The 25,008-nt window shown below is 73.1% G+C and carries 24 protein-coding genes; 10 read left to right on the plus strand and 14 right to left on the minus strand.

Going from position 1 to position 25,008, the window contains the following annotated elements; all coding sequences use genetic code 11:
- The first annotated feature begins 167 nt into the window (after positions 1-167).
- On the plus strand, positions 168-662 hold the full coding sequence (locus IE255_RS03105) for a DUF6415 family natural product biosynthesis protein (protein ID WP_190048526.1): 495 nt from the start codon (positions 168-170) through the stop codon (positions 660-662).
- Positions 663-690: 28 nt separating this feature from the next.
- On the opposite strand, the gene IE255_RS03110 is transcribed toward IE255_RS03105, so the two are convergent.
- Positions 691-1,152 carry an excalibur calcium-binding domain-containing protein gene (locus IE255_RS03110; protein ID WP_229906264.1) on the minus strand — a complete coding sequence of 154 codons (462 nt, stop codon included), beginning with the start codon at positions 1,150-1,152 and terminating at the stop codon, positions 691-693.
- A 109-nt stretch (positions 1,153-1,261) separates the two neighbouring features.
- Positions 1,262-2,419, minus strand: coding sequence for an alkaline phosphatase PhoX (locus tag IE255_RS03115; protein ID WP_190048528.1), 1,158 nt, complete (start codon positions 2,417-2,419; stop codon positions 1,262-1,264).
- Between the two features lie 281 nt (positions 2,420-2,700).
- On the opposite strand from IE255_RS03115, the gene IE255_RS03120 reads away from it, so the two are divergent.
- Positions 2,701-3,627 carry an oxidoreductase gene (locus IE255_RS03120; RefSeq protein ID WP_190048529.1) on the plus strand — a complete coding sequence of 309 codons (927 nt, stop codon included), beginning with the start codon at positions 2,701-2,703 and terminating at the stop codon, positions 3,625-3,627.
- Positions 3,628-3,630: 3 nt separating this feature from the next.
- Here the strand turns inward: IE255_RS03120 and IE255_RS03125 are convergent, their stop codons facing one another.
- The 5 genes from IE255_RS03125 to IE255_RS03145 all read right to left on the minus strand — a co-directional run bounded on the left by IE255_RS03125 (position 3,631) and on the right by IE255_RS03145 (position 9,798).
- A complete protein-coding gene (locus IE255_RS03125; protein ID WP_190048530.1) occupies positions 3,631-4,569 on the minus strand; it encodes an SMP-30/gluconolactonase/LRE family protein in 939 nt (312 codons plus the stop codon).
- A 125-nt stretch (positions 4,570-4,694) separates the two neighbouring features.
- Positions 4,695-5,537 carry a maleylpyruvate isomerase family mycothiol-dependent enzyme gene (locus tag IE255_RS03130; protein WP_190048531.1) on the minus strand — a complete coding sequence of 281 codons (843 nt, stop codon included), beginning with the start codon at positions 5,535-5,537 and terminating at the stop codon, positions 4,695-4,697.
- A 90-nt stretch (positions 5,538-5,627) separates the two neighbouring features.
- Positions 5,628-5,978 (minus strand): nitrite reductase small subunit NirD, encoded by a 351-nt coding sequence (gene nirD, locus IE255_RS03135; protein WP_190048532.1) that lies wholly within the window; start codon positions 5,976-5,978, stop codon positions 5,628-5,630.
- The gene (gene nirB / locus IE255_RS03140) at positions 5,975-8,581 is read right to left on the minus strand and encodes a nitrite reductase large subunit NirB (RefSeq protein WP_190048533.1); all 2,607 of its coding nucleotides are present in this window, start codon (positions 8,579-8,581) and stop codon (positions 5,975-5,977) included. The genes nirD and nirB overlap by 4 nt, the downstream gene beginning before the upstream one ends.
- Positions 8,581-9,798, minus strand: coding sequence for an NAD(P)/FAD-dependent oxidoreductase (locus tag IE255_RS03145; RefSeq protein ID WP_190048534.1), 1,218 nt, complete (start codon positions 9,796-9,798; stop codon positions 8,581-8,583). Before IE255_RS03145 ends, nirB begins: the two co-directional genes overlap by 1 nt.
- Before the next feature lie 152 nt (positions 9,799-9,950).
- Here IE255_RS03145 and IE255_RS03150 point away from each other — a divergent pair, with 152 nt between their 5' ends.
- Positions 9,951-10,733 (plus strand): sulfite exporter TauE/SafE family protein, encoded by a 783-nt coding sequence (locus IE255_RS03150; protein WP_190048535.1) that lies wholly within the window; start codon positions 9,951-9,953, stop codon positions 10,731-10,733.
- Here IE255_RS03150 and IE255_RS03155 read toward each other — a convergent pair.
- The gene (locus tag IE255_RS03155; protein ID WP_190048536.1) at positions 10,730-11,626 is read right to left on the minus strand and encodes an NAD(P)-dependent oxidoreductase; all 897 of its coding nucleotides are present in this window, start codon (positions 11,624-11,626) and stop codon (positions 10,730-10,732) included. The genes IE255_RS03150 and IE255_RS03155 overlap by 4 nt on opposite strands.
- Positions 11,627-11,733: 107 nt before the next feature.
- Here IE255_RS03155 and IE255_RS03160 point away from each other — a divergent pair, with 107 nt between their 5' ends.
- A complete protein-coding gene (locus IE255_RS03160) occupies positions 11,734-12,126 on the plus strand; it encodes a winged helix-turn-helix transcriptional regulator (RefSeq protein WP_190048537.1) in 393 nt (130 codons plus the stop codon).
- Here IE255_RS03160 and IE255_RS03165 read toward each other — a convergent pair.
- Entirely contained in the window at positions 12,064-12,723 is a 660-nt protein-coding gene (locus IE255_RS03165; protein ID WP_190048538.1) for a class F sortase, read from the minus strand. The genes IE255_RS03160 and IE255_RS03165 overlap by 63 nt on opposite strands.
- A 112-nt stretch (positions 12,724-12,835) precedes the next feature.
- Complete coding sequence (locus tag IE255_RS03170) at positions 12,836-13,357, minus strand: hypothetical protein (protein WP_190048539.1); 522 nt, start codon at positions 13,355-13,357, stop codon at positions 12,836-12,838.
- A 268-nt stretch (positions 13,358-13,625) separates the two neighbouring features.
- Here IE255_RS03170 and IE255_RS03175 point away from each other — a divergent pair, with 268 nt between their 5' ends.
- Positions 13,626-14,246, plus strand: a complete 621-nt coding sequence (locus IE255_RS03175; protein WP_190048540.1) for an NADPH-dependent FMN reductase — start codon at positions 13,626-13,628, stop codon at positions 14,244-14,246.
- A gap of 144 nt (positions 14,247-14,390) precedes the next feature.
- Here IE255_RS03175 and IE255_RS03180 read toward each other — a convergent pair whose 3' ends face one another.
- A complete protein-coding gene (locus IE255_RS03180) occupies positions 14,391-14,807 on the minus strand; it encodes a gamma-glutamylcyclotransferase family protein (RefSeq protein ID WP_190048541.1) in 417 nt (138 codons plus the stop codon).
- 138 nt (positions 14,808-14,945) lie between these two features.
- Here IE255_RS03180 and IE255_RS03185 point away from each other — a divergent pair, with 138 nt between their 5' ends.
- Positions 14,946-16,592 carry a M4 family metallopeptidase gene (locus tag IE255_RS03185; RefSeq protein WP_190048542.1) on the plus strand — a complete coding sequence of 549 codons (1,647 nt, stop codon included), beginning with the start codon at positions 14,946-14,948 and terminating at the stop codon, positions 16,590-16,592.
- A gap of 7 nt (positions 16,593-16,599) precedes the next feature.
- Here the strand turns inward: IE255_RS03185 and IE255_RS03190 are convergent, their stop codons facing one another.
- Positions 16,600-18,753: a molybdopterin oxidoreductase family protein gene (locus IE255_RS03190; protein WP_190048543.1), complete on the minus strand. Its 2,154-nt coding sequence runs from the start codon at positions 18,751-18,753 to the stop codon at positions 16,600-16,602.
- 372 nt (positions 18,754-19,125) lie between these two features.
- Between IE255_RS03190 and IE255_RS03195 the strand changes: the two genes are divergently transcribed.
- From IE255_RS03195 to IE255_RS03205, 3 genes are read left to right on the plus strand one after another with little or no spacing between them, the layout of a single operon-like run.
- Positions 19,126-20,646 carry an amino acid adenylation domain-containing protein gene (locus IE255_RS03195; RefSeq protein WP_190048544.1) on the plus strand — a complete coding sequence of 507 codons (1,521 nt, stop codon included), beginning with the start codon at positions 19,126-19,128 and terminating at the stop codon, positions 20,644-20,646.
- A complete protein-coding gene (locus IE255_RS03200) occupies positions 20,643-21,899 on the plus strand; it encodes an FNR domain-containing protein (protein ID WP_190048545.1) in 1,257 nt (418 codons plus the stop codon). Before IE255_RS03195 ends, IE255_RS03200 begins: the two co-directional genes overlap by 4 nt.
- 31 nt (positions 21,900-21,930) lie before the next feature.
- The gene (locus IE255_RS03205) at positions 21,931-22,698 is read left to right on the plus strand and encodes an enoyl-CoA hydratase-related protein (protein ID WP_190048546.1); all 768 of its coding nucleotides are present in this window, start codon (positions 21,931-21,933) and stop codon (positions 22,696-22,698) included.
- 80 nt (positions 22,699-22,778) lie between these two features.
- On the opposite strand, the gene IE255_RS03210 is transcribed toward IE255_RS03205, so the two are convergent.
- Both IE255_RS03210 and IE255_RS03215 read right to left on the minus strand, forming a co-directional pair.
- A complete protein-coding gene (locus IE255_RS03210) occupies positions 22,779-23,087 on the minus strand; it encodes a hypothetical protein (protein ID WP_190048547.1) in 309 nt (102 codons plus the stop codon).
- A 169-nt stretch (positions 23,088-23,256) separates the two neighbouring features.
- A complete protein-coding gene (locus tag IE255_RS03215) occupies positions 23,257-23,943 on the minus strand; it encodes a SanA/YdcF family protein (protein ID WP_190048548.1) in 687 nt (228 codons plus the stop codon).
- Positions 23,944-24,156: 213 nt separating this feature from the next.
- Here IE255_RS03215 and IE255_RS03220 point away from each other — a divergent pair, with 213 nt between their 5' ends.
- Positions 24,157-24,930 (plus strand): sirohydrochlorin chelatase, encoded by a 774-nt coding sequence (locus tag IE255_RS03220; RefSeq protein WP_190048549.1) that lies wholly within the window; start codon positions 24,157-24,159, stop codon positions 24,928-24,930.
- Positions 24,931-25,008: the final 78 nt, after the last annotated feature.

Below are 25,008 nucleotides of genomic sequence, written 5' to 3' on the forward strand. Positions count from 1 at the left end.
TCGCCTGAGGTATGGGGCGCGCGACTCACGTCCGCCCGCAGCCACCACCGGGTACGGCAGGCGCCTCCTCCCTGTGAGGACATGGGCGTTCTGGTCCGGCCTTATGTGACGCGCCTGGGCGAAGGCGTGTACGCGGGTGCCCAGGCAGGCCCCTGGGAGGACACCCGGTGAACGCCACCCACTCCGAGACCGAAGTGACCATTCCCGGCGTGACCGCGATGCGCGCCCAGGCGAGTTGGTTCCTGGACCAGCGCACGCTGCCGCGCTACCAGGCCACGCAGCTCATGGCCCACGACCTCCGCGGGTACCTGGAGCACCTGATCCCGCAGATCGAGCGACTCGCCGCCGAGCGCTCCAAGGACGACGTGCCGACGAACGTGGCGCTGGCCGGTATCACAGAGGCCCAGCGGCGTATGGGCGAGCCGGAGGCCGAGGGCCTGGTCGGAGAGGTGGAACGGGTGAGGCTGCTGGCCCGGTCGGTCCTCTCCCTGTGCGACCACCACGACGCGCTCACCGGCATCACCGTCTGCCTGCTCTGCGACCACGTCATCGGCGACGAAGCGTGGGTCCCGTTCCAGCGGGCGCGCCCCTCGGGAGACGGTCTTGAGTCTGGCCGCGTCCATCAGCGCTGCGCACCCACGGTAAGGCGCTCCGGCGGCTGACCGCCCGTCCCGGCCGAGGACCGCAAGCTCACGTGTCGCAGGCGACTCCGTCGTTGTCGCGGTCCAGGTGGGAGGCGTAGCCGGGTTCCCCGCGGTGGATGGGGGCGGCGCCGGCGGCACGGACGGCTGAGCAGTTGGCGTAGTAGACGTCCGAACCGCCCGAGTCACTGTCGTCCGAGACACCGCCGGCTTCCGGCGGGGCGGTGACCGTGGTGGTGACCCGGACGGTCTTCGTGGCGGTGACGGTGGGAGCGGGTTCCGGCTCCTTCGCGAGCGGTGTCGCGGTGACGGTGACAGTCGCCTGCGGCCGGGCGGCCGCGGGCTTCGCGTCCGTGGTGGTCTCACCGCCCCCGCCACCGATACCGACGCCGAGGAACAGGCCCAGGGCGAGCGCGGGCAGCACGTAACGCTTGCGCGCCCAGCGGGGCGCCGGGCGCGAGGGCTGCGGCACGGGTGGCCCGGGATACGGGTTGGTGTACGGATTGGCCATGGTCATCCCCCCAGAGGCGGTACGTGAGGGGATGACCGTAGGGCCGAGCAGCCCGGCTTGGGGGATGAGTGACCATTTTGTGATGGTCATGTGAAGCCGGGCTGAAGGGTCACGCGCGGAACGGCCCCCTCACCTCATACGTGATGCCCCCCGAGGAACTGCCGCTCGTGCCTCGCTGGCTGGAGAAGTACAGGCGGGTGCCGTCCGGGGAGAAGGCGGGGCCGGTGATCTCCGAGCCGGACTGGCCGTCGATGCGGAGGAAGGGGGCGACCACGTCGGCGGGGGTGATGACGCAGATCTCCATGTTGCCGCCGTCCTCGGCGACGAAGAGGTCGCCGGAGGTGGAGCCGGTGACGTTGTCGACGCCCGTCAGGGGGGCCGTGCCGCTGGTCACCAGGGAGTCGTCGTAGGCGAGTTCGATGGTCTGGGCGGCGGCGTTGTACTGCCAGACGCGGTTGTCGCCCTTGGTGGTGAACCAGCAGGTGTCGTTGGCGTAGTAGCAGCCCTCGCCGCCGTTGAAGCGCTTGGCGCCGGAGACCTGGCTGCGGGTGGCGGTCGCGCCGGAGGGGTCGGGGACCCGGGCCCAGGTGACCGAGCCGGACGTGCCCGAGCCGCCCACCATGACCTCCAGCGTGCCGGAGGAGAGGTCGCCCCAGGTGGTCGGCCGGAAGCGGTAGAAGCAGCCGTCCGTGACGTCCTCGGTCATGTAGATGACCTGGCGGACCGGGTCGGCGGCGGACGCCTCGTGCTTGAAGCGGCCCATCGCGTCGCGGCGGACGGACGCCTTCACGCCCCAGGGGTCGGTCTCGAAGACGTAGCCGCGGTCGACCTCCTCGCAGGACAGCCAGGTGTTCCACGGGGTCTTGCCGCCCGCGCAGTTCTGGCGGGTGTTGGACAGGATGCGGTAGGCGCCGGTGATCGCGCCCGTCGAGGAGAACTTCACCGCGCTCGCGCCGCCGCCCGGGTTGATCTCCGAGTTCGAGACGTAGATCCAGCCCGTGCCGTCGGTGTAACAGGCGCCGCCGTCCGGGGCGTTGTGCCAGGTGTACGACGTGGTCCCGACCCGCTGGCCCGACCGGGCGATCACCCGGCTGGTGAAGCCGCTGGGGAGCCTGATGCCGTTGGCGTCCGGGGAGCCCAGCGGCCCGTAGGGGCCGGTGCCGGGCTGGGCCGGGGCCGCGTACGCGGCGCCGCGCCACAGGGTTCCGCCCAGTGCGGCCGAGGTGCCGCCGAGGACGGCCGCACGCAGGAGGCTACGACGTTCCACTCTCACTCCAAGAGGTGCCGTACCGCCCTGCCGCCGGTCGACGGCAGGGTTGTGCGTGGGGGGAGGCGGAAAGGGACGCTAGGGGCCCAGGATTGACGGGGCATGGCCAACTCATGACCGCGGGGCGGCATGCTGTGTGCCGCCTGTGGGAGGTGGGCGCTGCCGTCTGTGGGAGCTGAGCGGTGCCGGCTCTGGGTGCTGCGCGGCGACCGCGCGCACCGTCGCCCGCACCCGGCCGTCCTCGTAGGCTGGAGCGCGGTGACCAGTGAAGGGAGCCTGCCATGCCCGGCTGGAGCACGCACGACATCCCCGACCAGAGCGGCCGGGTCGCCGTCGTCACCGGCGCCAACAGCGGGCTCGGACTCGTCACGGCCCGGGAGCTGGCCCGCAAGGGTGCGCGGGTGGTGCTCGCCTGCCGGAGCGAGGCGCGGGGGAACGCGGCCGTGGACCGGATCCGGGCCGAGCTGCCGGAGGCGCGCGTCGAGCTGGGGCGGCTCGACCTCGGCGACCTCGCCTCCGTCCGGGCGTTCGCGACCGGATTCCCGTACGAGCGGCTGGACGTGCTCGTCGACAACGCCGGGGTGATGGCGCTGCCGTACGGGACGACGGCGGACGGCTTCGAGACGCAGTTCGGGGTCAACCACCTGGGGCACTTCGCCCTCACCGGCCTGCTGCTGCCCGTGCTGCTCGCGGCACCGGTGGCCCGGGTCGTGACCGTCTCCAGCCCGATGCACGCGCTCGCCAACATCGACATGAACGACCTCAACAGCGAGCGGCGCTACCGGCGCTGGATCGCCTACGCCCGTTCCAAGACGGCCAACCTGCTGTTCACGCACGAGCTGGCGCGCCGGGCCGCGGCGCACGGCACGGCCCTGGTGGCGGCCGCGGCCCACCCCGGGTACGCGGCCACCAACCTCCAGACAGCGGGGCCGCGGGCGGAGGGGCGCCGGGCCGCCGAGCGGTTCATGGGGATCGGCAACCGGTTCTTCGCCCAGTCGGCCGAGGCGGGCGCCCTGCCGGTCCTCTACGCCGCGACAGCACCCGGCGTACGGCCCGACTCCTTCACCGGCCCGCGCATCGCCATGTGGCGCGGGGCGCCCGCACCGTCCTGGCGGGCGCCCTGGACCCTCGACGACACGGCGGGGGAGCTGCTGTGGGCCGCGTCGGAGGAGCTGACCGGAGTGACGTACGGCGCCCTGGAGGCGTGAGGCTCACAGGGACACGGCCACCGCGTTGAACGTCGTCTCCGGCGTCTGCGGGCTGGTGAAGCGGGCGTTGACCAGGTAGAGGCGGTCGCCGAAGCGGGCGGCGGTGGCGGGGACGTCGAAGCGGGGGTCGGTGATCGTCCTGCTCAGGGTGGCCGTGGTGGCCTTCTTGTCGAGGTCCCAGACGGTGACCTTGTTCAGGCGGTTCTGCACCACGTAGAGGGTGCGGCCGAGACGGACCAGGCCGTCGCCGTTGGTCACGTCGGCCGCGCCCGCCAGCGCGATCCTGGTGGCGTGGCCGGTCCTGAGGCTGACGTTGTACAGCTGCCCGGCGTTGACGACGATCAGTCCGCGGCCGTCGGGGGTGGCGACCAGGCCGTTGGCGCTGATGGTCCCGGCCGGCGCCTGCACCCACTCGCCGGTGAGCGCCAGGGTGCGGACCTTGCCCTCGCGGCCGCGCGGAACGCCGTGGAGGACCGCGGCGCGGGAGTCGGTGAACCAGGCGCGGTCCTCGTGCAGGACGACGTCGTTGATGAAGGGGGCGGCGTCCTCGGTGAGCCGGTACGTGGTGAGCAGCTCGCCGGTGCGCGAGTCGACGATCCGCGCGGTTCCTCCGGCGCCGCCGGCCACGTACAGCAGGCCGTCGCCGTCCAGCTTCAGCCCGATGGACGCCAGGCCGGTGGTGCCCCGGTGCAGGACCCCGCCCTTGCCGGTGCGCAGGTCGGTGCGGTAGATCGCGCCGTCGGCGCGGGAGCCCATGTAGGCGTACGGCCTGCTGCCTATGGTGATGCCCTCGGGGAGCCAGCCGTCGGGCAGCGGGAACTCGGTGGGCCAGGCGGCCTTGGGGGCGGCCTGTGCGGTGCCGGTGCCGGCGGCCACCGCGAGCGCGGCGACGGCCCCGCCGAGCACGGTGCGCCGGGACGGCCGGGGGTGGTTCCGGGTCATGGTCGGGCCTTTCGTGAAGGTGGGGGTGTGACTCGACGCACCCGATGAAACGCCAACTGCCCCGGATATCGTGCCGAGTTGGCGAACTCGACAGGAACTCGACAGCGCGCGGCGGCCCGCCCCGGTCAGTACACGACGGACACGATCCGGCACGCGGCCTCGGCGAGCCGCCGATCGCCCCGGACGCGGGCCCGGGCGAGGGCGGTGTCCGGCTGGATGCCGCGCGTGCACAGCCGCCAGGCGGTCTCGGAGTCCAGCCGTACGGTGGCCGCCGGCCGGTCGCCGGGCGCCTCGCCCAGGGACCAGCCGCCCGGCACGGCGGTCACGGTCCAGGTGCCCTGGACGGGGCCGTCGACCGCCAGCTCCAGCCGCGTGCCGGGCGGCGCCTCGATGTCGCGCAGGGTGTGCGGCAGGGCCCGCATGAAGGTGTCCAGGACGAGGGACAGGGCCCGCGGCTCGGGGTCGGTGTCCAGGCCCACCGCGTGCCGGATCTGCTGCCGGTGCGTCCAGTACTCGGTGAACTCCCGGGCGCAGTCCAGCCACATGGGCGCCGGGTCGGCCCCGGCCCAGGACACGCCGAGCGAGGGCGCGTCCGGGTCCGCGCGCTCGAAGCGGCCGGCGAGTTCGGTGCCGGCGCGCTCCAGGGCGTCGACGAGGGAGGCGGGGTCGGTGTCCCGGTGGCGGTCGACCCACTCCTGGTTGGCGCGGTGGATGAACGCCTCCAGGGTCTCTCCCGGCGCGGGGGCACCCGGATCGCGGCGGCCGAGGCGGGCGGCGCAGTCGCCGAGGATGTGCGCGGCGACGTCGTGGACGCTCCAGCCCGGCACGGCGATCTCGTTCCACTGACCGTCCCCCAGCCCGCGCAACAGGCCCAGCAGCGCCTTGAACTCCGGGCGGAACAGCGCGCGGGCGTCGATCGGGGCGCCGAGCCGGGAGAGACCGGCCCTGTCGTACGGCTGCGTGACCATGGACTCAGCCTGCCAGCCACCGCACCGGAAGGCTTCCGGAAAAACGAGAACACCCCTCCGGGGAGAGGGGCGTTCTCGAACCGGGCGCTCCTACGCGGTGCGGACCTTGTACACCGTCACCTGTACCGCCTCGTCGTCCAGGCACTGCCCGGAGGCCAGGTCGAAGCGCTGCTTCAGCAGCGGGGAGGCCACGAACGGGCGGCCCTGGTGGCTGCCGGTCAGGCCGCGGGAGAGGACCGCCGCGCCGGTGAAGGGGTCGCGGTTGTCGATGGCGAACAGCTCGCCGGAACGGTCGCGGAAGATCGCCGCCTGGCGGCCGTCCGGCAGCAGCGCCGCCACCCCGCGGCCCGGGAGCAGCATGCTCAGGTCGCAGACCGTGAACCAGTCGTCGTCCAGGGCGAGCTGGACCTTCAGATCGGTGGTCTCGGGTGCCAGGGTCATCGCTGGGCGCTTCCTTCCAGTACGTCTTCGGCGGGTCGCATGCCGATGGACAGCAGCGGCAGGTCGGGCTTCATCTGGTCGCGCTCGGGCACGAAGGCGACGACCGGGTCCGGAGTGTCCGGCGCGTTCACGAAGGACACGAACCGGGCGAGCTTCTCGGGGTCGTTGATGGTCTCGGACCACTCGTCGCGGTAGTGCGCGACATGGTCGGCCATCAGCTTCTCCAGCTCGTCGCAGATGCCGAGCGAGTCGTGGACGACGACGTCCCGTACGTGGTCCAGGCCGCCCGGGATCCGCTCCAGCCAGGTCGAGGTGCGCTCCAGGCGGTCGGCCGTGCGGATGTAGAACATCAGGAACCGGTCGATCAGCCGGACCAGTTCGGCGTCCGACAGGTCCTGCGCGAGCAGGTCCGCGTGGCGCGGGGTGGCGCCGCCGTTGCCGCCGACGTACAGGTTCCAGCCGTTGGCGGTGGCGATCACGCCGAAGTCCTTCGACTGGGCCTCGGCGCACTCGCGCTGGCAGCCGGAGACCGCCGACTTCAGCTTGTGCGGGGAGCGCAGGCCCCGGTAGCGCAGCTCCAGGTCGATCGCCATGCGGACGGAGTCCTGGACGCCGTAGCGGCACCAGGTCTGCCCGACGCAGGACTTCACCGTGCGCAGGGCCTTGCCGTAGGCGTGTCCGGACTCGAAGCCGGCGTCCACCAGCCGCGCCCAGATCAGCGGCAGCTGCTCGACGCGCGCGCCGAACATGTCGATCCGCTGACCGCCGGTGATCTTCGTGTAGAGGCCGAAGTCGCGGGCGATCTCGCCGATCACGATCAGCTTCTCCGGGGCGATCTCGCCGCCGGGGATGCGCGGCACGACCGAGTACGAGCCGTTCTTCTGGAGGTTGGCCAGGAAGTGGTCGTTGGTGTCCTGGAGCGCGGCCTGCTCGCCGTCCAGGACGTAGCCGCTCGCGCCGATCGTCGGGGCGAGGGAGGCGATGATCGAGCCGACGGTCGGCTTGCAGATCTCGCAGCCGTCACCGCCCCGGGCCTCCTCGCGGCCGTAGCGGTCCAGCAGGTCCTGGTAGGTGTTGATGCGCAGGGCGAGGACGATCTCGTACAGCTCCTCGCGGGTCTGCGAGAAGCAGCCGCACAGGCCCTTGTCGACCTCGACGCCGCTGGCCTCCAGCTCGGCGTTGACGAGCTGGCCGAGGACCTTGACGCAGGAGCCGCAGGTCGTACCGGCCTTGGTGCACTTCTTCACCTCGGGCACGGTGGTGCACTGGTGGTCCGTGACCGCGCCGCGGATCGTGCCCTTGGTGACGTTGTTGCAGGAGCAGATGATCGCCTCGTCCGGCAGCGCGGTCGGGCCGAGCTGGGCCGGGGCGCCGGCGCCGGCGGGCAGCACGAGCGACTCGGGCGAGACGGGCGGGACCGAGCCGGTGAACGCCTTCAGCGTGCCGTAGGCCTCCGCGTCGCCGACCAGGATGCCGCCGAGCAGCGTCCCGTCGCGGCCGATGACCAGCTTCTTGTACAGGCCCGCGCGGGAGTCGGAGTACACGACGTCCAGGCAGTCCTCGGCGGTGCCGTGCGCGTCACCGAAGGACGCCACGTCCACGCCGAGCAGCTTCAGCTTGGTGGATAGGTCGGCGCCGGTGAAGGCCGCCTCGTCGGCAGCGATCGTCGCCGCCACGGTCTCCGCCTGCTCGTACCCCGGGGCCACCAGGCCGTACACCCGGCCGTCCGCGGCCAGCGCGCACTCGCCGATGGCGAACACGTGCGGGTCGGAGACCGTACGGCACTGCTCGTCGACGGTGATGCCGCCGCGCTCGCCGACCGTCAGGCCACAGTCCCGGGCCAGCTGGTCGCGGGGCCGGACACCGGCGCTGAACACCACCATGTCGGTGGCGAGTTCGGAGCCGTCGGACAGCTTCATGCCCGTCACGGCGCCGTCCTCGCCGACGACGATCTCCTGCGTGCCCACGCCGGTGTGGACGCTCAGGCCCATGTCCTCGATGGTGCGCAGCAGCGCGGCGCCACCGCCCTCGTCGACCTGCACCGGCATCAGCCGGGGCGCGAACTCCACGATGTGGGCGTCCAGGCCGAGCCCCTTGAGCGCGCCCGCCGCCTCCAGACCGAGCAGACCGCCGCCGACGACGGCTCCCGTCGACGCCCTGGTCTTCGCGTACTCCTCGATGGCGAGGAGGTCCTCGATCGTGCGGTAGACGAAACAGCCCTCGGCGTCCTTGTTCGGCACCGGCGGCACGAACGGGTACGAGCCGGTGGCCAGCACCAGGACGTCGTAGTCGAAGACCTCGCCGGACCTGGCGGTGACCCTGCGGGCCTCGCGGTCGACCGCGACCGCCGGGTCGCCGACGTACAGCTCGATGCCGTGGTCCTCGATGAACTCCATGTCCGTCATGGACAGGTCCTCGGGCGTCTTGCCCGAGAAGTACGAGGTCAGCTGGACCCGGTCGTACGCCGGGCGCGGCTCCTCACAGAGCACGACCACGCGGTGCGTGGCGGTCAGGCCGCGCTCGGCGAGCGCTTCGAGGAAGCGCTGGCCGACCATGCCATGGCCGACGAGCACGATCGTGGGGTTCGCCCCGGTGGCGGTCATCAGGAGCCTCCATCATTGGTGAGCAGGTGGAGCAGCGGGCCGCCGTCGGAGGGGAGCGGCTCTGCTCCCTCCCAGGCGCGGGCGAGCGCGCCGACGGTGCCGAGTTCGCCGACGAGGACCCCGCCGACCAGGCGGTCGTCGCGGACGACGACCTTGCGGTAGGTGCCGCGGGTGGCGTCGGCGAGCTGGACGACGTCGTCGCCCGGGAGCGCCTCGGTCTCGCCGAACGCGGCGAGGTCGAAGGGGCTGTCCTGCCCCGTGAGCGTGAGCCGGGTCAGGGACCGCGTGCCCGTGTACCGGGCGGTCGGGTCACCGGCCAGCAGCTCCGCGAGCGCGTCGGCCTGTTCCAGCGCGGGGGTGGCGAGGCCGTAGAGGACGCCGTCGTGCTGGGCGCAGTCGCCGATCGCGTGGATGTACGGGTCGGAGGTGCGCAGCTCGTCGTCGACGACGATGCCCTTGCGGACGTCGAGTCCGGCGGTCTGCGCGAGTCCCACCCGGGGGTGGACACCGCAGGCGACCACGACGAGATCGGCGTCGAGCGCGTAGCCGTCGGCCATCTCCACGGAGCGCACGGCACCGCCGACGCAGCGCACGTCCCGTACGCGGCACTCGGTGTGCACCTCGACGCCCAGGTCGGTCAGATGCCGGCGGACGAGCCCGGAGGCGGCCGGGTCGAGCTGGCGCTCCATCAGCCGCTCGGACTGCTGGGCGAGCACGACCTGGGCGCCGCGCAGGGCGAGCGCGCGGGCCGCGGAGACCCCGAGGAGCCCGCCCCCGACGACGACCGCCTTCACGCCCGGCCGGACGGCCTTGGACAGGCCAAGGCAGTCGTCCATGGTCCGGAACGCGTGGACGCCGGCGGGCAGTTCGTGGTCCTCGGTGAACAGCCCGCGCAGCGGCGGCAGAACGGGGTTGGAGCCGGTCGCGAGGACGAGCCGGTCGTATGCGATCACGGAACCGTCCGCGCACGCGACGGTCCGCTCGTCACGGTCGATGCCGGTGACCCGCCCGCGCCGCAGCTCAGCGGGTGCCGGCAGGGCGATCACCTCGGGGCTGTAGCGTCCGGCCAGCACCTCGGCGAGCAGCACCCGGTTGTAGGGCCGGTGCTCCTCCTCGCCGATCAGCAACGCGGGCGTGCCGAGCTCACCGAGCCGCCGGGCGAGCCGTACGCCCGCGAGGCCGGTGCCGATCACCACCACGCGCTCATTCGAGGTCATGTCATCGAGCGTGCGGTGCCGGTGTTACCCGGCAGCATCACATCTGTTTCCCACGGGGAACGCTGCCCTCAGCGGGGGCGGGGGGTGGGTGTGAGGGTTCCTGGCGGGCGGCACCGGCGGGCTGTGAGGAGGTGCCGCATAAGGTTCTGATCATGCCCGACATATCGCTGACCATGATCGCCCTGCTCTGCCTCGCGGCTCTCGCCGCCGGATGGATCGACGCCGTGGTCGGCGGGGGCGGGCTCCTGCTGCTGCCGGTGCTGCTGCTCGGGCTGCCGTCGAACACGCCCGCCGCGCACGCACTGGGCACCAACAAGGCAGTCGCCATCGTGGGCACGACGGGCGCGGCGGTGACGTACGCCCGCAAGGCACCGGTGGATGTACGGACGGCCGTACGCATCGGGCTGGCCGCGCTCGCCGGATCGTCCGCCGGGGCCTTCCTCGCGGCCGGGATGAGCACCGACGTCCTCAAGCCGGTGATCATGGTGGTGCTGCTCGGGGTCGCCGCGTTCGTGATCCTGCGGCCCGCCTTCGGCACGGCCCCCGCGACCGGCCCGGCGACCCGACGGCAGATCCTCGCGGCGATCGGCCTCGCGGGCCTCGGCATCGGCTTCTACGACGGTCTCATCGGCCCCGGCACCGGCACCTTCCTGGTCCTCGCCCTCACCGCCGTCCTCCACCTCGACCTCGTCACCGCATCCGCCACCGCCAAGATCGTCAACTGCTGTACCAACGCGGGCGCCCTCGCGACCTTCGCCTGGCAGGGCGCCGTCCTGTGGCAGCTGGCCGCGGTGATGGCCGTGTTCAACCTGGCGGGCGGCACCCTGGGCGCCCGCACCGCCCTGAAGAAGGGCAGCGGCTTCGTACGGGTCGTGCTGCTGACGGTGGTGTTCGCGCTGGTGGGGAACATGGCGTACGAGCAGTGGATCGCCTAGGCGCCGCGCCGCGTATCGAGCAGCTCGATGATCCCCGTTCCGTCCTCGTCGCCGTGGCCCTGGGCCACGCGCCTCTTCATCAGCTCCAGGTACGGCGCCAGCAGCTCGGGGCTGACGTGCTGCTCCTCGGCCGTGCGCAGGAACGTGGGGATGCCCGCCGCCTGCATCGCGAGGTTGGAGACGACGTTCCGGGTGTAGTCGCGGCTCTCCAACTGGTCGGCCGTCTGGTGCACGGCCGGGGCCATCGCGGTCAGCCAGCCGAAGAGCAGCGGCGCGAAGTCCTTCGGGGCGATGTCCTCCGGGCGGATCAGGGCGAAGGCGTGGGCGACACCCGCGAACATGCCGTTCATCGCGCTCAGCAGGGCCACGTCGTGCAGCGCGGCGAAGCCCGGGTCGGCCCCGACGTAGCGGGTGCCGGCCGGGACGGCGAGGGTGTCGCGGTGCTCCTCGAACGCCTCGGGGGAGCCGCTGTAGAAGACATAGCCGCCGGAGTCCGGGTCCCCGACCATCGGCGGTACGGCCATGATCCCGCCGTCCAGGAACCGGGCACCGCGCGCCTCGGCCCAGGCGGCGCGCGCCCGGCCCTCGCCCGGGGTGCCGGTGGTCAGGTTCACCAGATCCCGCCCGGCGAGGTCGGCCCCGTCGAGGGCCTCGCCCACGGAGGCGTCGTCGAGCAGGCAGGCGATCACCAGGCGGTTCGCCGCCACGGCCGCGGCGGCGCTCGCGGCGACCACGGCGCCCTCGGCGGCGAGGGCCTGCGCGCGGGCGGGCGTGCGGTTCCAGACGGTCACCTCGTGACCGGCGGCGAGCCAGGCGCGGGCGAGGGCGGTGCCCATGGCGCCGGTGCCGAGAAGGGTGAGAGGGGTGCGGGAGGCAACTGCGTTGTCGGTCATGGCGTTTAGGCTCGTCGCAGGGGAAGCGCCTGCTCAAGTACGCACTTCGAAGTGGGTGGTTACCTCGCGGGAAGGGTCCAGGCAGCGGCAGGGGGAGGAGCTCGGGCATGGGGACGACGGGACGGCGGCCGGGGGCGTACGTCTGCGGGATCGACGCGGCGATGGACGTGATCGGCGGCAAGTGGAAGGTGCTCATCCTCTGGGCGCTGAACGAACGGCCCTGCCGCTTCGGCGAACTGCGCCGGGAACTGCCGGGCATCACCGAGAAGGTGCTCGCCTCGCACCTCAGGGAGATGGAGGCCGACGGCCTGGTGCACCGCGAGGCGTACGACGAGGTGCCGCCCCGCGTGGAGTACTCGCTCACGCCCCGGGGCGTCTCGCTGAACGCGGCACTGGAACCGCTGGGCGCCTGGGGCAGGGCCAACGTCCTGGGCGGATCACCGGCTGCCGGTCAGATGCGCGAAGACGACGACGTTCCCCTGGTACCCGGTGCCGCGTGAGTAGCCGCCGCCGCAGGTGATGACCCGCAGCTCCGGGCGGCGGGCGGCGCCGTAGACCTTCTCGTCGGGGAAGTCCTTCGCGGCGTACACCTCCACGGAGTCCACGGTGAACACCGCGACGCTGCCGTCCCGCCGGTCCACCTCGATCGTGCTGCCCTTGGTCAGGGCGCCGAGGTCGTAGAAGACGGCGGGGCCGTCGGCGTTGTCGACGTGGCCGGCGACGATCGCGGTGCCCTGCTCGCCGGGGGTGGTGCCGGCCTCGTACCAGCCGGCGAGGTTCCTCCGCGCGGCCGGCGGTACGCCGAGGCTGCCGGTCCTCGTCAGGCCGAGCCCGGTCAGGGGCGCGTCCACCCGGATCGCCGGGATGCGGATGCGGTCGGGCGGCGAGGGCGGCAGCGCGGGCACGGCGGCCCGCTCACCCGCGCGGCCGTCCAGCCCGGCGCGGGCCTGCGCGGCGGACGGCTGCGGCGGGGCGTGCGTCTCGGCGCCGTTGCGCAGCAGCCACGCCCCCGAGCACAGGGCGAACACCGTGACGGCCGCCATGGCCGCGTTCGCGGGGCTGCGGACGCCGCTGCCGACCCTGGGGAACCTGCGCATACCCACCCTTTCCTGATCTCCGGCCCCGTACCCCCCTCCGGGCCGCGAGGGGCATCGGACCCGGAGGGGGAGGGGACTTGCGGTACCGGCGACGGACAGCGGAGGGTGTCCGTCAGATCCCGTCGCCTCTCGCCCGGCGATGCAGGAGCCAGGTACCGCCCGCGGCGGCGACGGCCAGGGTCGCCACACCGGCCGCGGTCTGCACGGGATCGGGGCCCAGAGCGCCGCCGACCCCCGTCTTCACACTCCCCCGGGGATGCACCTGCTCGCGCCCGGACGTCAGCGTCACGACCAGGTCACCGGTGACCCGCCGGCCGTTCCCGGTGCACGTCGCGGTGATCTCGTACGTCCCAGGCTGCGCGCTCGGCGGCACCCGGAACCGGCCGGTCGCCTCCCGCTCCTGCGGGCCCGGCGCCAGGCCGAGGGAACCGGCCCCGACCGCGCTGGCGTCACCCGTCGCCGTACCGCCGTCGCCGCAGGCCGCCGTGCGCACCGCGACCTGCCCGCCCGGCGCGACCGGAGACGGGGACACCTCCAGGTCACCGGCGGGCGCGCCGTACGCGGGGGCGGCGGCGAGAGCCGCGGCGGCGACGGCGAGTGCGGTACCGGTCAGCGGCCGTGCGGTACGTCGCATCGGTGCTCCTTCGAGCGGGTCGGTCGTGCACCTGCCCTTCCGAGGTAAAGGGCAGCGGGGCGACCGCGCCTTCTGAGAGGGCGTCAGAATTGGGGTGAAAGGGTGTCGGGGACGGCGGGCCCGACGGTCCGTCAGGGGCGTTTCAGCAGGTCACGGGTGTGCGGCGGGCGGGTCGCGGAAAAGTGCGGGCGGCGGGTGTGAACGGGTGACCTCGCCGCGCGGGGCAGGGCTTGACCTCAAGCACGGTTGAGGTACGAGTCTGTGCGGCATGGACACAGCCGCAACCACCGCAGCCGCGCGTCAGCAGCCCTCGGCCGACCGCCCCCTCCACGTCACCCTCGTCGTCGGCAGCAACCGCCACGGCCGCTTCGGCCCCGTCGTCGCCGACTGGCTCCTCGGCCGTCTCCGAGACCGGGACGACCTGGTCACCGAGGTCGTGGACGTCGCCGAGGCCGAACTGCCGACCTCCTTCGAACCGACCCCCGAGGCGACCGCCGCGCTGGCCGGCATCACCCCCAAGCTCGCCCGCGCGGACGCCTTCGTGGTCCTCACCCCCGAGTACAACCACTCCTTCCCGGCGGGCCTGAAGAACCTCGTCGACTGGCACTACTCCGAGTGGCGGGCCAAGCCCGTCGCCCTCGTCTCCTACGGCGGACTGGCCGGCGGCCTGCGCGCCGTGGAGCACCTCCGCCAGGTCTTCGCCGAACTGCACGCCGTGACGGTCCGCGACACCGTCTCCTTCCACAACGCCGGCGCGTCCTTCGACGACCAGGGCACCCTGCGCGACCCGTCGGGCCCGGACGCGGCGGCGAAGACCATGCTGGACCAACTGGTGTGGTGGGGCCGGGCGCTGCGGGAGGCCAGGGGGAGGTGGCCGTACGGGGACTGAACCGGGCGCCCCCTCAGGGGCGCGGGGCTGTTTCGATATGCGGCTCCGCCGCGGGGGCGCGAGCAACCACGTACGGCCCGCAGCCGGCATACGGCCGCCAGTCGCACGGCCCGCGCCGAACCCTCCGCGTCCCCGCCCCGGCCCTCATCCCCGCCCCCGCCATTCCCCACCCTCGATCCGCCGCCCGGCACTCCGCAGGCGCGCAGCGACAACGGGCCCGGCGACATACACCCAGGCCCGCACACCCACCCCGTCCACCCCCCGCACGACCTTCCGCTCCACCCGCACATACAAGCTGCGAGGATCACCCGGCACGTACTCCTCCAGCCGGTCCAACTCCGCGAGCAGCGCCCCGTACGCCTCCGGCAGCGCGGTCACCAGCTCCCCGCTCACCACGCCACCGCCCGGCTCCTCGACCAGGTACGGATAGCCCGGCCCCTCGTACAGCACCGCGTCCGCGAGCCGCCCCGGTTCCTCGGAGCGCGTGCGGCCACGCAGGAAGAGGTCGTGGTTGACCTCGCCGGGGCGAAGCGTGCCGTAGACGAAGAAAGGCAGGGTCACAGGAACGATTCTCCACCCACACACACCTCCACACAGGGGCTATGGACATGCCAGGTCCAGGCCGACTTGACTCGCGGTCAACATCAACGCGCCCCCGGTCGACCCCACGCGGCCGGGTGCGCCCGTATGAGGAGACCGATGAGTCGGATACGTCATGTCCGCGGTTCCCGTCTCGCCACCGCCGGTGCGGCCGTCACCGGCACCGCCGCCCTGCTGGCCGCCGCGCTCGCCCCGACCGCCGGCGCGGCCGACAGGCCGACCAGGGCCGGTGCGATCGAGGACGCCGAGACGGTACTCGCCGACCGGGCCGCGGAACTGGGCCTCACCCCGGCCCAGGAGACGAAGGTCCGGGACGTCATCGTCGACCAGGACGGCGCCCGCCACATCCGCTACGACCGCACCTACCGCCGACTCCCCGTACTGGGCGGCGACTTCGTACTCCACCAGAACCCGGACGGCACCTACCGCGGCACCGACCGCGCGACGAAGTCCGCGCTCTCCCTCACCGGCGTCACCCCGAAGGTGTCCGCCCCCAAGGCCGCCGACCTCGCGGCGAGCCTGCTGCGCGCCGCGCACGTCGGCGAGACCCTGAAGAAGCTGACCGCCAAGCCGCGCCTGGTCGTCGACGCCCTGCACGGCGCCCCGAAACTGGCCTGGCAGACCGACGCGGTGGCGCACGACGACCTCGGCAACCCGGTCGGGCGCACGGTGCTGACCGACGCGACGACCGGTGCCCGCATCGACGCCTGGGACACCCTGGAGTCGGCGTCGGGCGACGGCGAGTCCCTCTACGGCGGCACGGTTCCGCTGGAGACGACGAAGTCCGGGTCGTCGTACCAGCTCAAGGACGCGACCCGGGGCGGCACGTACACCGGTGACGCGGCGAACAAGACCGACCAGTGCCTGCTGACGATCTGCCTGAGCCGCGCGCCCGCGACGCTCTTCACCGACGCCGACAACCACTGGGCCACCGGCGAGGCCACCGACCGGGCCACGGCGGCGGTGGACGCCCAGTACGGCACGGACGTCACCTGGGACTACTACGAGAAGGTCCACGGCCGCAGCGGCATCGCCGGCGACGGCAAGGGCTCGTACAACCGCGTCCACTACGGCAAGGACTACAACAACGCCTTCTGGGACGACACGTGCTTCTGCATGACCTACGGCGACGGCGACGGCAAGCTGCTCGGCCCGCTGGTCTCGCTGGACGTGGCCGCGCACGAGATGTCCCACGGCGTGACGTCCAAGACGGCGGCGCTGACGTACTCGGGCGAGTCCGGCGGCCTGAACGAGGCCACGTCGGACATCTTCGGCACGCTGGTGGAGTTCTACGCGGGCAACGCCGAGGACCCCGGTGACTGGCTCATCGGCGAGAAGGTCGTCCGCTCCGGCCTCGGCCGGGAGGCCCTGCGGTTCATGGACAAGCCGTCCCGCGACGGCGAGTCGGCCGACTGCTGGAGCGAGGGGCTGGCCGACCTCGACGTGCACTACTCCTCGGGCGTCGGCAACCACTTCGCGTACCTGCTCGCGGAGGGCAGCGGCGAGAAGACCGTCAACGGCGTCGGCCACACCTCCCCGACCTGCGACGGCTCCGCGGTGCGGGGCATCGGCCGGGCCAAGCTGGGCAAGATCTGGTACCGCGCCCTGACGGTGTACATGACGTCCTCGACGGACTACGCGGGCGCGCGCACGGCGACCCTGAACGCGGCGAAGGACCTCTACGGCAGCGGCAGCACGGAGCAGAAGGCGGTGGCCGCCGCCTGGAGCGCGGTCGGCGTGCGCTGACCGGCTCCTACCGCTCGACGGCCTCCAGCCGCACCGCGCACGCCTTGAACTCCGGCATCCGGGAGGTCGGGTCGAGCGCGGGGTTGGTGAGGGAGTTGGCGCGGCCCTCGCCCGGCCAGTGGAACGGCATGAAGACCGTGTCGGGCCGGATGGCGTTCGTGATCCTCGCGGGCGCCACGGCCCGGCCCCGCCGGGACACCACGGCGACCGGGTCGCCCTCGGCCGCCCCGAGCCGGGCGGCGAGCCGCGGGTGGATCTCCACGAACGGCCCCGGCGCGGCGGCGTTCAGCTCCGCCACGCGCCGGGTCTGCGCCCCGGACTGGTACTGCGCGACGACCCGCCCGGTGGTGAGCAGGACGGGGTACTCGTCGTCCGGTTCCTCGGCGGTCGCACGGTGCGAGACGGGGACGAAGCGGGCCCGCCCGTCGGGGGTGGCGAAACGGTCGAGGAACAGGCGTGGGGTGCCCGGGTGCGCGGTCGGCGTCTCCCGGGCGGGGTCGTCGGGCAGTGGCGCGTCCGGCAGGGTGTCCTCACCCCCGTCCATCGCCTCCGCCGGGGCCGGGCAGGGCCAGAACACCCCGTTCTCCTCCGCAAGCCTGCGGTAGGTGATCCCCGAGTAGTCCGCGGGTCCGCCCGCGCTCGCCCGGCGGAGTTCCTCGAAGACCTCCTCGGGGTCCGTCGGGAAGCCCTTCTCCACGCCCAGGCGGGCGGCCAGTTCGTGCATGACCTCCAGGTCGCTGCGCACGCCCTCGGGCGGGGTGATCGCCCGGCGGCGGAGCAGGACCCTGCCCTCCAGGTTGGTCGTCGTACCGGTCTCCTCGGCCCACTGCGTGACCGGCAGGACCACGTCCGCGAGCGCCGCCGTCTCCGACAGCACCACGTCGCAGACCGCCAGGAACTCCAGTGACCTGATGCGCTCCTCGATGTGCGCGGCCCGCGGCGCCGACACGACCGGGTTGGACGCCATCAGCAGCAGCGACCTGATGTCCGTGCCCAGCGCGTCCAGCAACTCGTACGCACTGCGCCCGGGGCCCGGCAGGCTGTCCGGGTCGACGCCCCACACCTCGGCGACGTGCCGCCGCGCCGCCGGGTCGTCGAGCTTGCGGTAGCCCGGCAACTGGTCGGCCTTCTGCCCGTGTTCGCGCCCGCCCTGCCCGTTGCCCTGCCCGGTCAGGCAGCCGTACCCGGACAGCGGCCGGCCCGCCCGGCCGGTCGCCAGGCACAGGTTGATCCACGCGCCCACCGTGTCCGTGCCCTTGGACTGCTGCTCGGGCCCGCGCGCGGTCAGCACCATCGCCGACTCCGGCTCGCAGAACAGCCGTACGGTCTCGCGCAGTTGGGGCACGGAGACGCCCGTGATCCGCTCGACGTACTCCGGCCAGTGGGCCATCGCGGCGGCCCGCGCGTCCTCCCAGCCGACCGTGCGCTCGCGGATGTACTCCTCGTCCACCCGCCCCTCGGCGATCACCAGGTGCAGCAGGCCCAGGGCGAGCGCCAGGTCCGTGCCCGGCCGCGGCGCCAGGTGCAGATCCGCCTGCTCGGCCGTCTTCGTGCGGCGCGGGTCGATGACGATCAGCGTGCCGCCGTTCTCCTTCAGCTCGGTGAAGTAACGCAGCGACGGCGGCATGGTCTCCGCGAGGTTCGACCCGACGAGGATCACGCAGCCGCTCTTCGGGATGTCCTCCAGCGGGAAGGGCAGCCCCCGGTCCAGACCGAACGCCTTGATGCCGGCCGCCGCGGCCGACGACATGCAGAAACGGCCGTTGTAGTCGATCTGGGACGTGCCGAGCACGACCCGCGCGAACTTGCCGAGGGTGTAGGCCTTCTCGTTGGTCAGTCCGCCCCCGCCGAACACCCCGACCGCGTCCGGCCCGTGCTCGGCGCGTGTGCGGCGCAGTTCGGCGGCGATCCGGTCGAGTGCCTCGTCCCAGGAGGCGGGCACCAGGGAGCCGCCCGCGTCGCGCACCAGCGGCGAGGTCAGCCGGACGTTCGTCGCGAGCACCGCCGGCGCCGTACGGCCCTTGCCGCACAGCGCGCCCCGGTTCACCGGGAAGTCCGCACGCTCGCTGACCTCGACGGTCCCGTCCGGCGCGGGCGTCAGGTTCATCCCGCACTGAAGGGCGCAGTACGGGCAGTGCGTGGGCGTGACGGTGGTCTGCATACCGTTCAGCGTGCTTCGGCCGTGTTACGCCCGGGACGGTTCCCTGTTACGCGGCCGGGACGGGGACCTCCCCGCCGCCGCCCCGCCCTCGTGAGGCACAGGCCTGGCCACCTTCAGGTCGTCGCCGACCGGCACGGACGTTGCCTGTGTGACGGAAAACGCCACACGTGGCTCATTGCGTTCTTTTCTTGGCCGATCCGACCTCGTTGAGTGTTGAAGCAACGGGACTACGCTCTCGCTACGCGCAGCGCTCGCACGACTCCGCACGGCGTTCGACCCCCGGGCATGCCCGCCGCTCATCCGGCTGCATCCACACGCGGCTCACCGCCTGTGGCAAACCGACACTCGAAACAGCCAGGAGGCCACCCGACCATGCCTCTGCGCCACTTGACCCCCAAGGACCGGCACCTCTTCCGCCAGTACGGCCGGGGCCCCACCGTCCCCGTCCCCGACCCGCTCCTGCACCACGCCATCGCCCGGCAGGCCCTGGCAGCCCCGCACGCCGTGGCCGCCGAACACCAGGGCGCCCGCCTCACCTACGGCGAACTCGACCGGTACGCCGGCGCTCTCGCCGCCCGCCTGGTCCGCGAGGGCGTACGCCCCGGCGACCACGTCGGCCTGTTCGTCCGCCGCTCGCTCCCGATGCTCGTCGGCCTGCTCGGCATCCTGAAGGCCGGCGCCGCCTACGTCCCGCAGGACATCGGCCTCGCGCCCCCGGCCCAGCTCACCCACGTCATCCGCACCGCCCGCACCCGCGTCGTCCTCACCACCGCCGAGCACGCCCACCGGGTGCCCCTGCCGGACGGCCACCTGCTGATCCCGCTCGACGAGCCGCTGCCCCACGCCCCGGCCCCACGCCCGCGCGTCACCGGCGACGACGGCTGCTACGTCCTGTTCACCTCCGGCACCACCGGCCGTCCCAACGGGGTGAAGGTCACCCACCGCAACGTCGCCAACATCCTGCTCACCGAGCCGGGCGGCCTCGGCATCCGTCCCGGCGACCGGGTCGCCCAGCTCCTCAACATCGCCTTCGACATGGCGGCCTGGGAGATCCTCGGCTGCCTCGCCCACGGCGGCACCCTCGTCATCCGCGGCAAGGACATCGCCGCGGCGGCCCGCACGGCGGACGTGCTCGTCGCGACCCCGACCGTGCTGTCCGGCCTCGACCCCGCCGCCTGCCCGCGGGTGCGCACGGTCGCCGTCGCCGGGGAGCCCTGCCCGCGCCCGCTGGCCGACCGGTGGGCCCGGCAGGCCGCCTTCTACAACTGCTGCGGCCCGACGGAGACGACCATCGTCAACACGATGGGCCGCCACGACCCGTCCGCCCCGCTGCTCACCATCGGCCGCCCCACCCCCAACAACACGGTCTACGTCCTCGACGCCGACCGCCGCCCCCTGCCCGTCGGCGAGACCGGCGAGATGTGGGCGGGCGGCGACTGCGTCTCCGCGGGCTACCTCGGCGACGACGCCCTCAACGCCGAGCGCTACGCCCCCGACCCGTTCCTCGGCGGCGGCCGCCGCATGTTCCGCACCAGGGACCTCGGCCGCTGGACCCCCGACGGGCAGCTCGAACACCTCGGCCGCACCGACGACCAGGTCAAGGTGCGCGGCTTCCGGGTCGAGCTGGACTCCGTCTCCGCGGTGCTGGAGTCGGCCGCCGGCTGCGCCCGGGCCGTCACCCTGCGGCGCGACGCCCGCACCCTGGTGTCCTTCGTCTGCCCGGCGGACGTCGACCCGGACACGGCCCGCCGCGCGGTGGCGGACGCCCTGCCGTACTACTGCGTGCCGGAACAGGTCCTGCCGCTGCCGTTCCTGCCGGAGACCGACCGCGGCAAGGTCGACAAACAGGCCCTGCTGCGGATGCTCGACGAGCGCGTGGCGGTGGCCCGATGACCACCTCACCGCCCCGGGCCCGCCAGGACGCCGGCGCACTCCCGCCGCCGCTCCCGGCCGCACGCCGCCTGCTCAAGCACCCCGCCCTGATGCACTACAACCGCCTCGCCGCCCTCGTCCTGCTGGCCAACGCGGCCTTCACCTGGGCGTACTGGCCCCTGGCCACCCCCACCCTCGGGCACGCCGCCCTCGCCAACCTCGCCCTCGCCGTCCTGGTCCGCCAGCAGTACGTCATCAACCTCTTGTTCCGGCTGGCGACCGCGGCCCCGACGACCTGGCCGCTGAAGGTCCGCTGGACGCTCGGCAAGGTCTACCACTTCGGCGGACTGCACGTGGGCGGGGCGCTGGCGGGAACGGCCTGGTTCCTGGCCCTGACGATCAGCACACCGGACGCCGCCCTCAGGGCCGTCGGCTGGACCCTGCTGGCCCTCCTCGCGATCGTCATCGCCACCGCCCTGCCGCCCTTCCGCGCCCGCCACCACGACCACTTCGAGCGGATCCACCGCTTCGGCGGCTGGACGGCCCTGGCCCTGTTCTGGACACACACGCTGCTGTCGTCGCCGGGCCCCTGGGAGGTCGGCGTGCTCGCGGTGGTCACCTTCAGCGTCGCCCTGCCCTGGCTGCGGCTGCGCAAGGTCGACGTCCACCTCGAACGCCCCTCCTCCCACGTCGTGCTGGCCCGTTTCGACCACGGCGAGACCCCTTTCGCCGGCTCGTCCACCGCGATCAGCCGCAGCCCGCTGAAGGAGTGGCACTCGTTCGCCAACGTCCCCACACCCGGCCGGCCCGGCTTCCGGCTCACCGTCTCCCGCGCCGGCGACTGGACGGGCTCGTTCATCGACGACCTGCCCCAGCAGGTCTGGGTCAAGGGCATCACCACGGCCGGCGTCGCCAACATCGAGGTCCTCTTCCGCAAGGTCGTCTACGTCGCGACCGGCAGCGGCATCGGCCCCTGCCTGCCCCACCTGCTCGCCGCAAAGGTCCCCTCCCGCCTGGTCTGGGCGACCCGCGACCCGCGCGCCACCTACGGCGACGCGCTCGTGGACGAGATCCTCGCCGTCCAGCCGCACGCCCTGGTCTGGGACACCTCCCGGCACGGCAAGCCCGACATGGTGCGCCTCGCCCACGAGGCCTACCGGGACTTCGGCGCCGAGGCGGTCATCTGCATCTCCAACAAGAGACTGACCTGGCAGGTGGTCCACGGCCTGGAGCGGCGGGGGATTCCGGCGTACGGCGCGATCTGGGACTCGTAGCCCCTCGTAACCCCTCGTGAGGAGAAGCCAGATGAACCACCTGAAGGTCGAGCGCCACGGCCGAGTCGTGACCGTACACCTGCACCGCCCGCACGTCCGCAACGCGCTCAGCGGCGAGCTCCTCGCCGAACTCCTGGACCTGCTCCGCCCGTTGGACGCGGACCCGGAGACCGGCTGCTTCGTCGTCACCGGCTCGGAGCGGGTCTTCGCGGCGGGCGCCGACATCAAGGAGATGGCCGGGAAGTCGGCCGTCGACATGGCGGCCGAGGACTACTTCGCCGCCTGGGAGGAGTTCGCGGACCTCCGCACCCCGAAGATCGCCGCCGTCAACGGCCATGCCCTGGGCGGCGGTTGCGAACTGGCGATGATGTGCGATCTGGTCGTCGCGGGGGAGTCGGCCGTCTTCGGCCAGCCGGAGATCAAGCTGGGCGTCATCCCCGGCATCGGCGGCACCCAGCGGCTGACCCGGCTGGTCGGCCGGGCCAAGGCGATGGACCTGATCCTCACCGGCCGCACCATGGACGCGCGGGAGGCTGGACGCTGCGGTCTCGTCTCCCGAGTGGTCCCGGACGACCGGGTCCTGCCCGAGGCCCTCGAAGCGGCGGCGGCGATCGCCTCGTACGGCCGCATGGCGGTCCGGGCCGCCCGCGAGTGCGTCGACCAGGCCCTCGAAACCGGCCTGCGCGACGGCATCCGCCACGAACGCCGCGTCTTCCACGCCCTGTTCGCCACCGAGGACCAGAAGGAGGGGATGACGGCGTTCCTGGAGAAGCGCCCACCGGTCTTCCGAGGGCGCTGACAGCCGGGGCGGGGGCGTGCTCCGCGTGCCCCCGCCCCGGCCGCGTTCAGGGGCCGTGCCTGGTCAGGGCACGCCCCGGATCAGCACTCGTACGCGTAGTACGGCTCGTCGTCCGCGTCCAGACCGATGCGTCCGATGCCGTAGGGGCCGATCTGGATGCACGACGGGTCCCAGCCGTTGACTTCCACGCTGGCGGAGATGGTGTGCCCGCACGCGTTGTGGATGTCCGCCCACCCGCGGCCGTAGGCGCCGAGCTTGGCGCACCCCGGCTCCGGAGCCTGGACCGCCTCGGCGGCCACGGGTGCCGCCGAGGCGGTCCCCATGGCCGCCGGCACGGCCAGCAGCGCGCCCGCGGCGGCCCTCACCAGCGCGGAGCGAAGTCGAGTCATCAGGTGTCCTTTCCCCCAGTTCGCGACGGCGGCCCGATCCGCCGCCGCACGAAAAGGACACTAAGCGTGAGCGAGCGGTCACGGAGAGCGCCGAGCTGTTTTTCACACCTCGGGGTGAAATGTGCCCGTCAAACCCATCCCTGCAGAACGGCCGGATTCGTCCGAGCGGCTATTCGGCCGTGGCCAACGCCCTCTCCACACCCGTCTCCCGGGGCCCGAGGAACCGCGGATCCGGCCGGACCACCGCGTCCCAGGCCGCCTTCCCGGCGGCGAGGATCTCCCGGGCGCCCCCGTAGTACCAGGTCGCGTCGTGCACGGCGTCCACCCCGACCCCGTACGACTCGACCCCCGCCGCCTGACACAGCGCCACCGCCCGCCGGATGTGGAAGCCCTGGCTGATCAGCACGGCCTCGTCCACACCGAAGATCTTCTTCGCGCGCACGCACGAGTCCCAGGTGTCGAACCCGGCGTAGTCGCTGACGATCCGCCCGTCGGGCACCCCGTGCCGCGTCAGGTAGACGCGCATCGCGTCCGGCTCGTCGTAGTCCTCACGGCTGTTGTCCCCGGTCACGAGCACCACCTCGACCCGCCCCTCCCGGTACAGCTCCGCCGCCGCGTCCAGCCGGTGCGCGAGATACGGCGAGGGCTCCCCCTCCCACAGCCCGGCACCGAACACCACGGCCACATCGGTGCGCGGCACATCACCCGCCGACCGCAGCCGGTCACCCGCCGCCAGGTACATCCAGGTCGCCGGAAGCAGCGCGAGCACGCACCCGGCCATCACGGCCTGCACCAGCCGCCGCCGCCCCCGTCGGGTACGCGGCAGCCGCGGTCTGCGAAACGCCGGAAGACGCATCGGACGGTCCCTCCCCAGGTCGGCTCTCGACAGTCAGGGACGCCCGACCGGGCCGCCCGGTTCAGTCACGACCACGTGACCAGCTTCACCCCGCATACGGAAACTCCAGGTCAGATGGCCTCACACACCCCCTGCCCCGCACCGTGAACCGCCGGAAAACACCCGTGACCCCCACGCAACGGGGCGGCAACGTCCCGCCGCGACCATCGGTGCATGCCCAGCAAGCTCAGCCTCGTCCCGCCGCCCGCCACGCGCCGCCCGGCCCCGCCCGCCCTCGTCGTCGTGGCCCACGGCAGCCGCGACCCGCGCGCGCTGAGCACCGTACGCGCGCTCCTGGACCGCGTCCGCGCGCTGCGCCCCGACGTGCCGGTGCACCTCGGGCACATCGAACTGAACGCCCCCCTGCTCCCCGACACCCTCGCCGCCCTGGGCGACACGGAGGCGGTCCTCGTCCCCCTCCTCCTCAGCCGCGGCTACCACGTCAAGCAGGACATCCCCGAGATGGCGGCGGGCGCCCCGGCCCGCACCCACCTCGCGGCCCCCCTGGGCCCGCACCCCCTCCTGGTGGACGCCCTCCAGGCCCGCCTCCTGGAGGCCGGCTGGGGCGCGACACCCCGCCGCACCAGCGCGGTGGTACTCGCCGCGGCCGGTTCCCGCGACCCGGACGCGAAGACGGACACCGGCCGCACGGCCCACCTCCTGGCCACGCGCCTGGGCGTCCCCGTCATCCCGGCCTACGCCTCCGCGGCGACCCCCACGGTCGACACGGCCGTCCGCGCCCTCCGCGCCAGGGGCCGCCACCACATAGCCCTCGCCTCCTACTTCACGGCCCCCGGCCGCTTCGCCACGGAATGCACCCAGAAGGCCCCGTGGATCGCCGCGGCCCCCCTGGGCACGCACCCGTCGATGGCCCACCTCCTCCTGCACCGCTACGACGAGGCGCTGGCAACCCGGGCTCTCAAAGCACCCGTACTGGCATCGGCCTAAAGGGGCGCGGGGAACTGCGCGACAAGCCACGACCCACCCGCACCCGCCACACAACCGAACCCGGCAAACGCTCAGGCG

This window comes from Streptomyces lomondensis (assembly GCF_014651035.1).
GTDB lineage: Bacteria > Actinomycetota > Actinomycetes > Streptomycetales > Streptomycetaceae > Streptomyces > Streptomyces lomondensis.

Excerpts from the sequence above, each read along its gene's own strand:
- IE255_RS03110 (WP_229906264.1), bottom strand. The coding sequence starts at position 1,152 with ATGGCCAATCCGTACACCAACCCGTATCCCGGGCCACCCGTGCCGCAG.
- IE255_RS03120 (WP_190048529.1), top strand. The coding sequence starts at position 2,701 with ATGCCCGGCTGGAGCACGCACGACATCCCCGACCAGAGCGGCCGGGTC.
- IE255_RS03125 (WP_190048530.1), bottom strand. The coding sequence starts at position 4,569 with ATGACCCGGAACCACCCCCGGCCGTCCCGGCGCACCGTGCTCGGCGGG.
- IE255_RS03130 (WP_190048531.1), bottom strand. The coding sequence starts at position 5,537 with ATGGTCACGCAGCCGTACGACAGGGCCGGTCTCTCCCGGCTCGGCGCC.
- nirD (WP_190048532.1), bottom strand. The coding sequence starts at position 5,978 with ATGACCCTGGCACCCGAGACCACCGATCTGAAGGTCCAGCTCGCCCTG.
- nirB (WP_190048533.1), bottom strand. The coding sequence starts at position 8,581 with ATGACCGCCACCGGGGCGAACCCCACGATCGTGCTCGTCGGCCATGGC.
- IE255_RS03145 (WP_190048534.1), bottom strand. The coding sequence starts at position 9,798 with ATGACCTCGAATGAGCGCGTGGTGGTGATCGGCACCGGCCTCGCGGGC.
- IE255_RS03150 (WP_190048535.1), top strand. The coding sequence starts at position 9,951 with ATGCCCGACATATCGCTGACCATGATCGCCCTGCTCTGCCTCGCGGCT.
- IE255_RS03155 (WP_190048536.1), bottom strand. The coding sequence starts at position 11,626 with ATGACCGACAACGCAGTTGCCTCCCGCACCCCTCTCACCCTTCTCGGC.
- IE255_RS03160 (WP_190048537.1), top strand. The coding sequence starts at position 11,734 with ATGGGGACGACGGGACGGCGGCCGGGGGCGTACGTCTGCGGGATCGAC.
- IE255_RS03165 (WP_190048538.1), bottom strand. The coding sequence starts at position 12,723 with ATGCGCAGGTTCCCCAGGGTCGGCAGCGGCGTCCGCAGCCCCGCGAAC.
- IE255_RS03170 (WP_190048539.1), bottom strand. The coding sequence starts at position 13,357 with ATGCGACGTACCGCACGGCCGCTGACCGGTACCGCACTCGCCGTCGCC.
- IE255_RS03175 (WP_190048540.1), top strand. The coding sequence starts at position 13,626 with ATGGACACAGCCGCAACCACCGCAGCCGCGCGTCAGCAGCCCTCGGCC.
- IE255_RS03185 (WP_190048542.1), top strand. The coding sequence starts at position 14,946 with ATGAGTCGGATACGTCATGTCCGCGGTTCCCGTCTCGCCACCGCCGGT.
- IE255_RS03190 (WP_190048543.1), bottom strand. The coding sequence starts at position 18,753 with ATGCAGACCACCGTCACGCCCACGCACTGCCCGTACTGCGCCCTTCAG.
- IE255_RS03195 (WP_190048544.1), top strand. The coding sequence starts at position 19,126 with ATGCCTCTGCGCCACTTGACCCCCAAGGACCGGCACCTCTTCCGCCAG.
- IE255_RS03200 (WP_190048545.1), top strand. The coding sequence starts at position 20,643 with ATGACCACCTCACCGCCCCGGGCCCGCCAGGACGCCGGCGCACTCCCG.
- IE255_RS03205 (WP_190048546.1), top strand. The coding sequence starts at position 21,931 with ATGAACCACCTGAAGGTCGAGCGCCACGGCCGAGTCGTGACCGTACAC.
- IE255_RS03210 (WP_190048547.1), bottom strand. The coding sequence starts at position 23,087 with ATGACTCGACTTCGCTCCGCGCTGGTGAGGGCCGCCGCGGGCGCGCTG.
- IE255_RS03215 (WP_190048548.1), bottom strand. The coding sequence starts at position 23,943 with ATGCGTCTTCCGGCGTTTCGCAGACCGCGGCTGCCGCGTACCCGACGG.
- IE255_RS03220 (WP_190048549.1), top strand. The coding sequence starts at position 24,157 with ATGCCCAGCAAGCTCAGCCTCGTCCCGCCGCCCGCCACGCGCCGCCCG.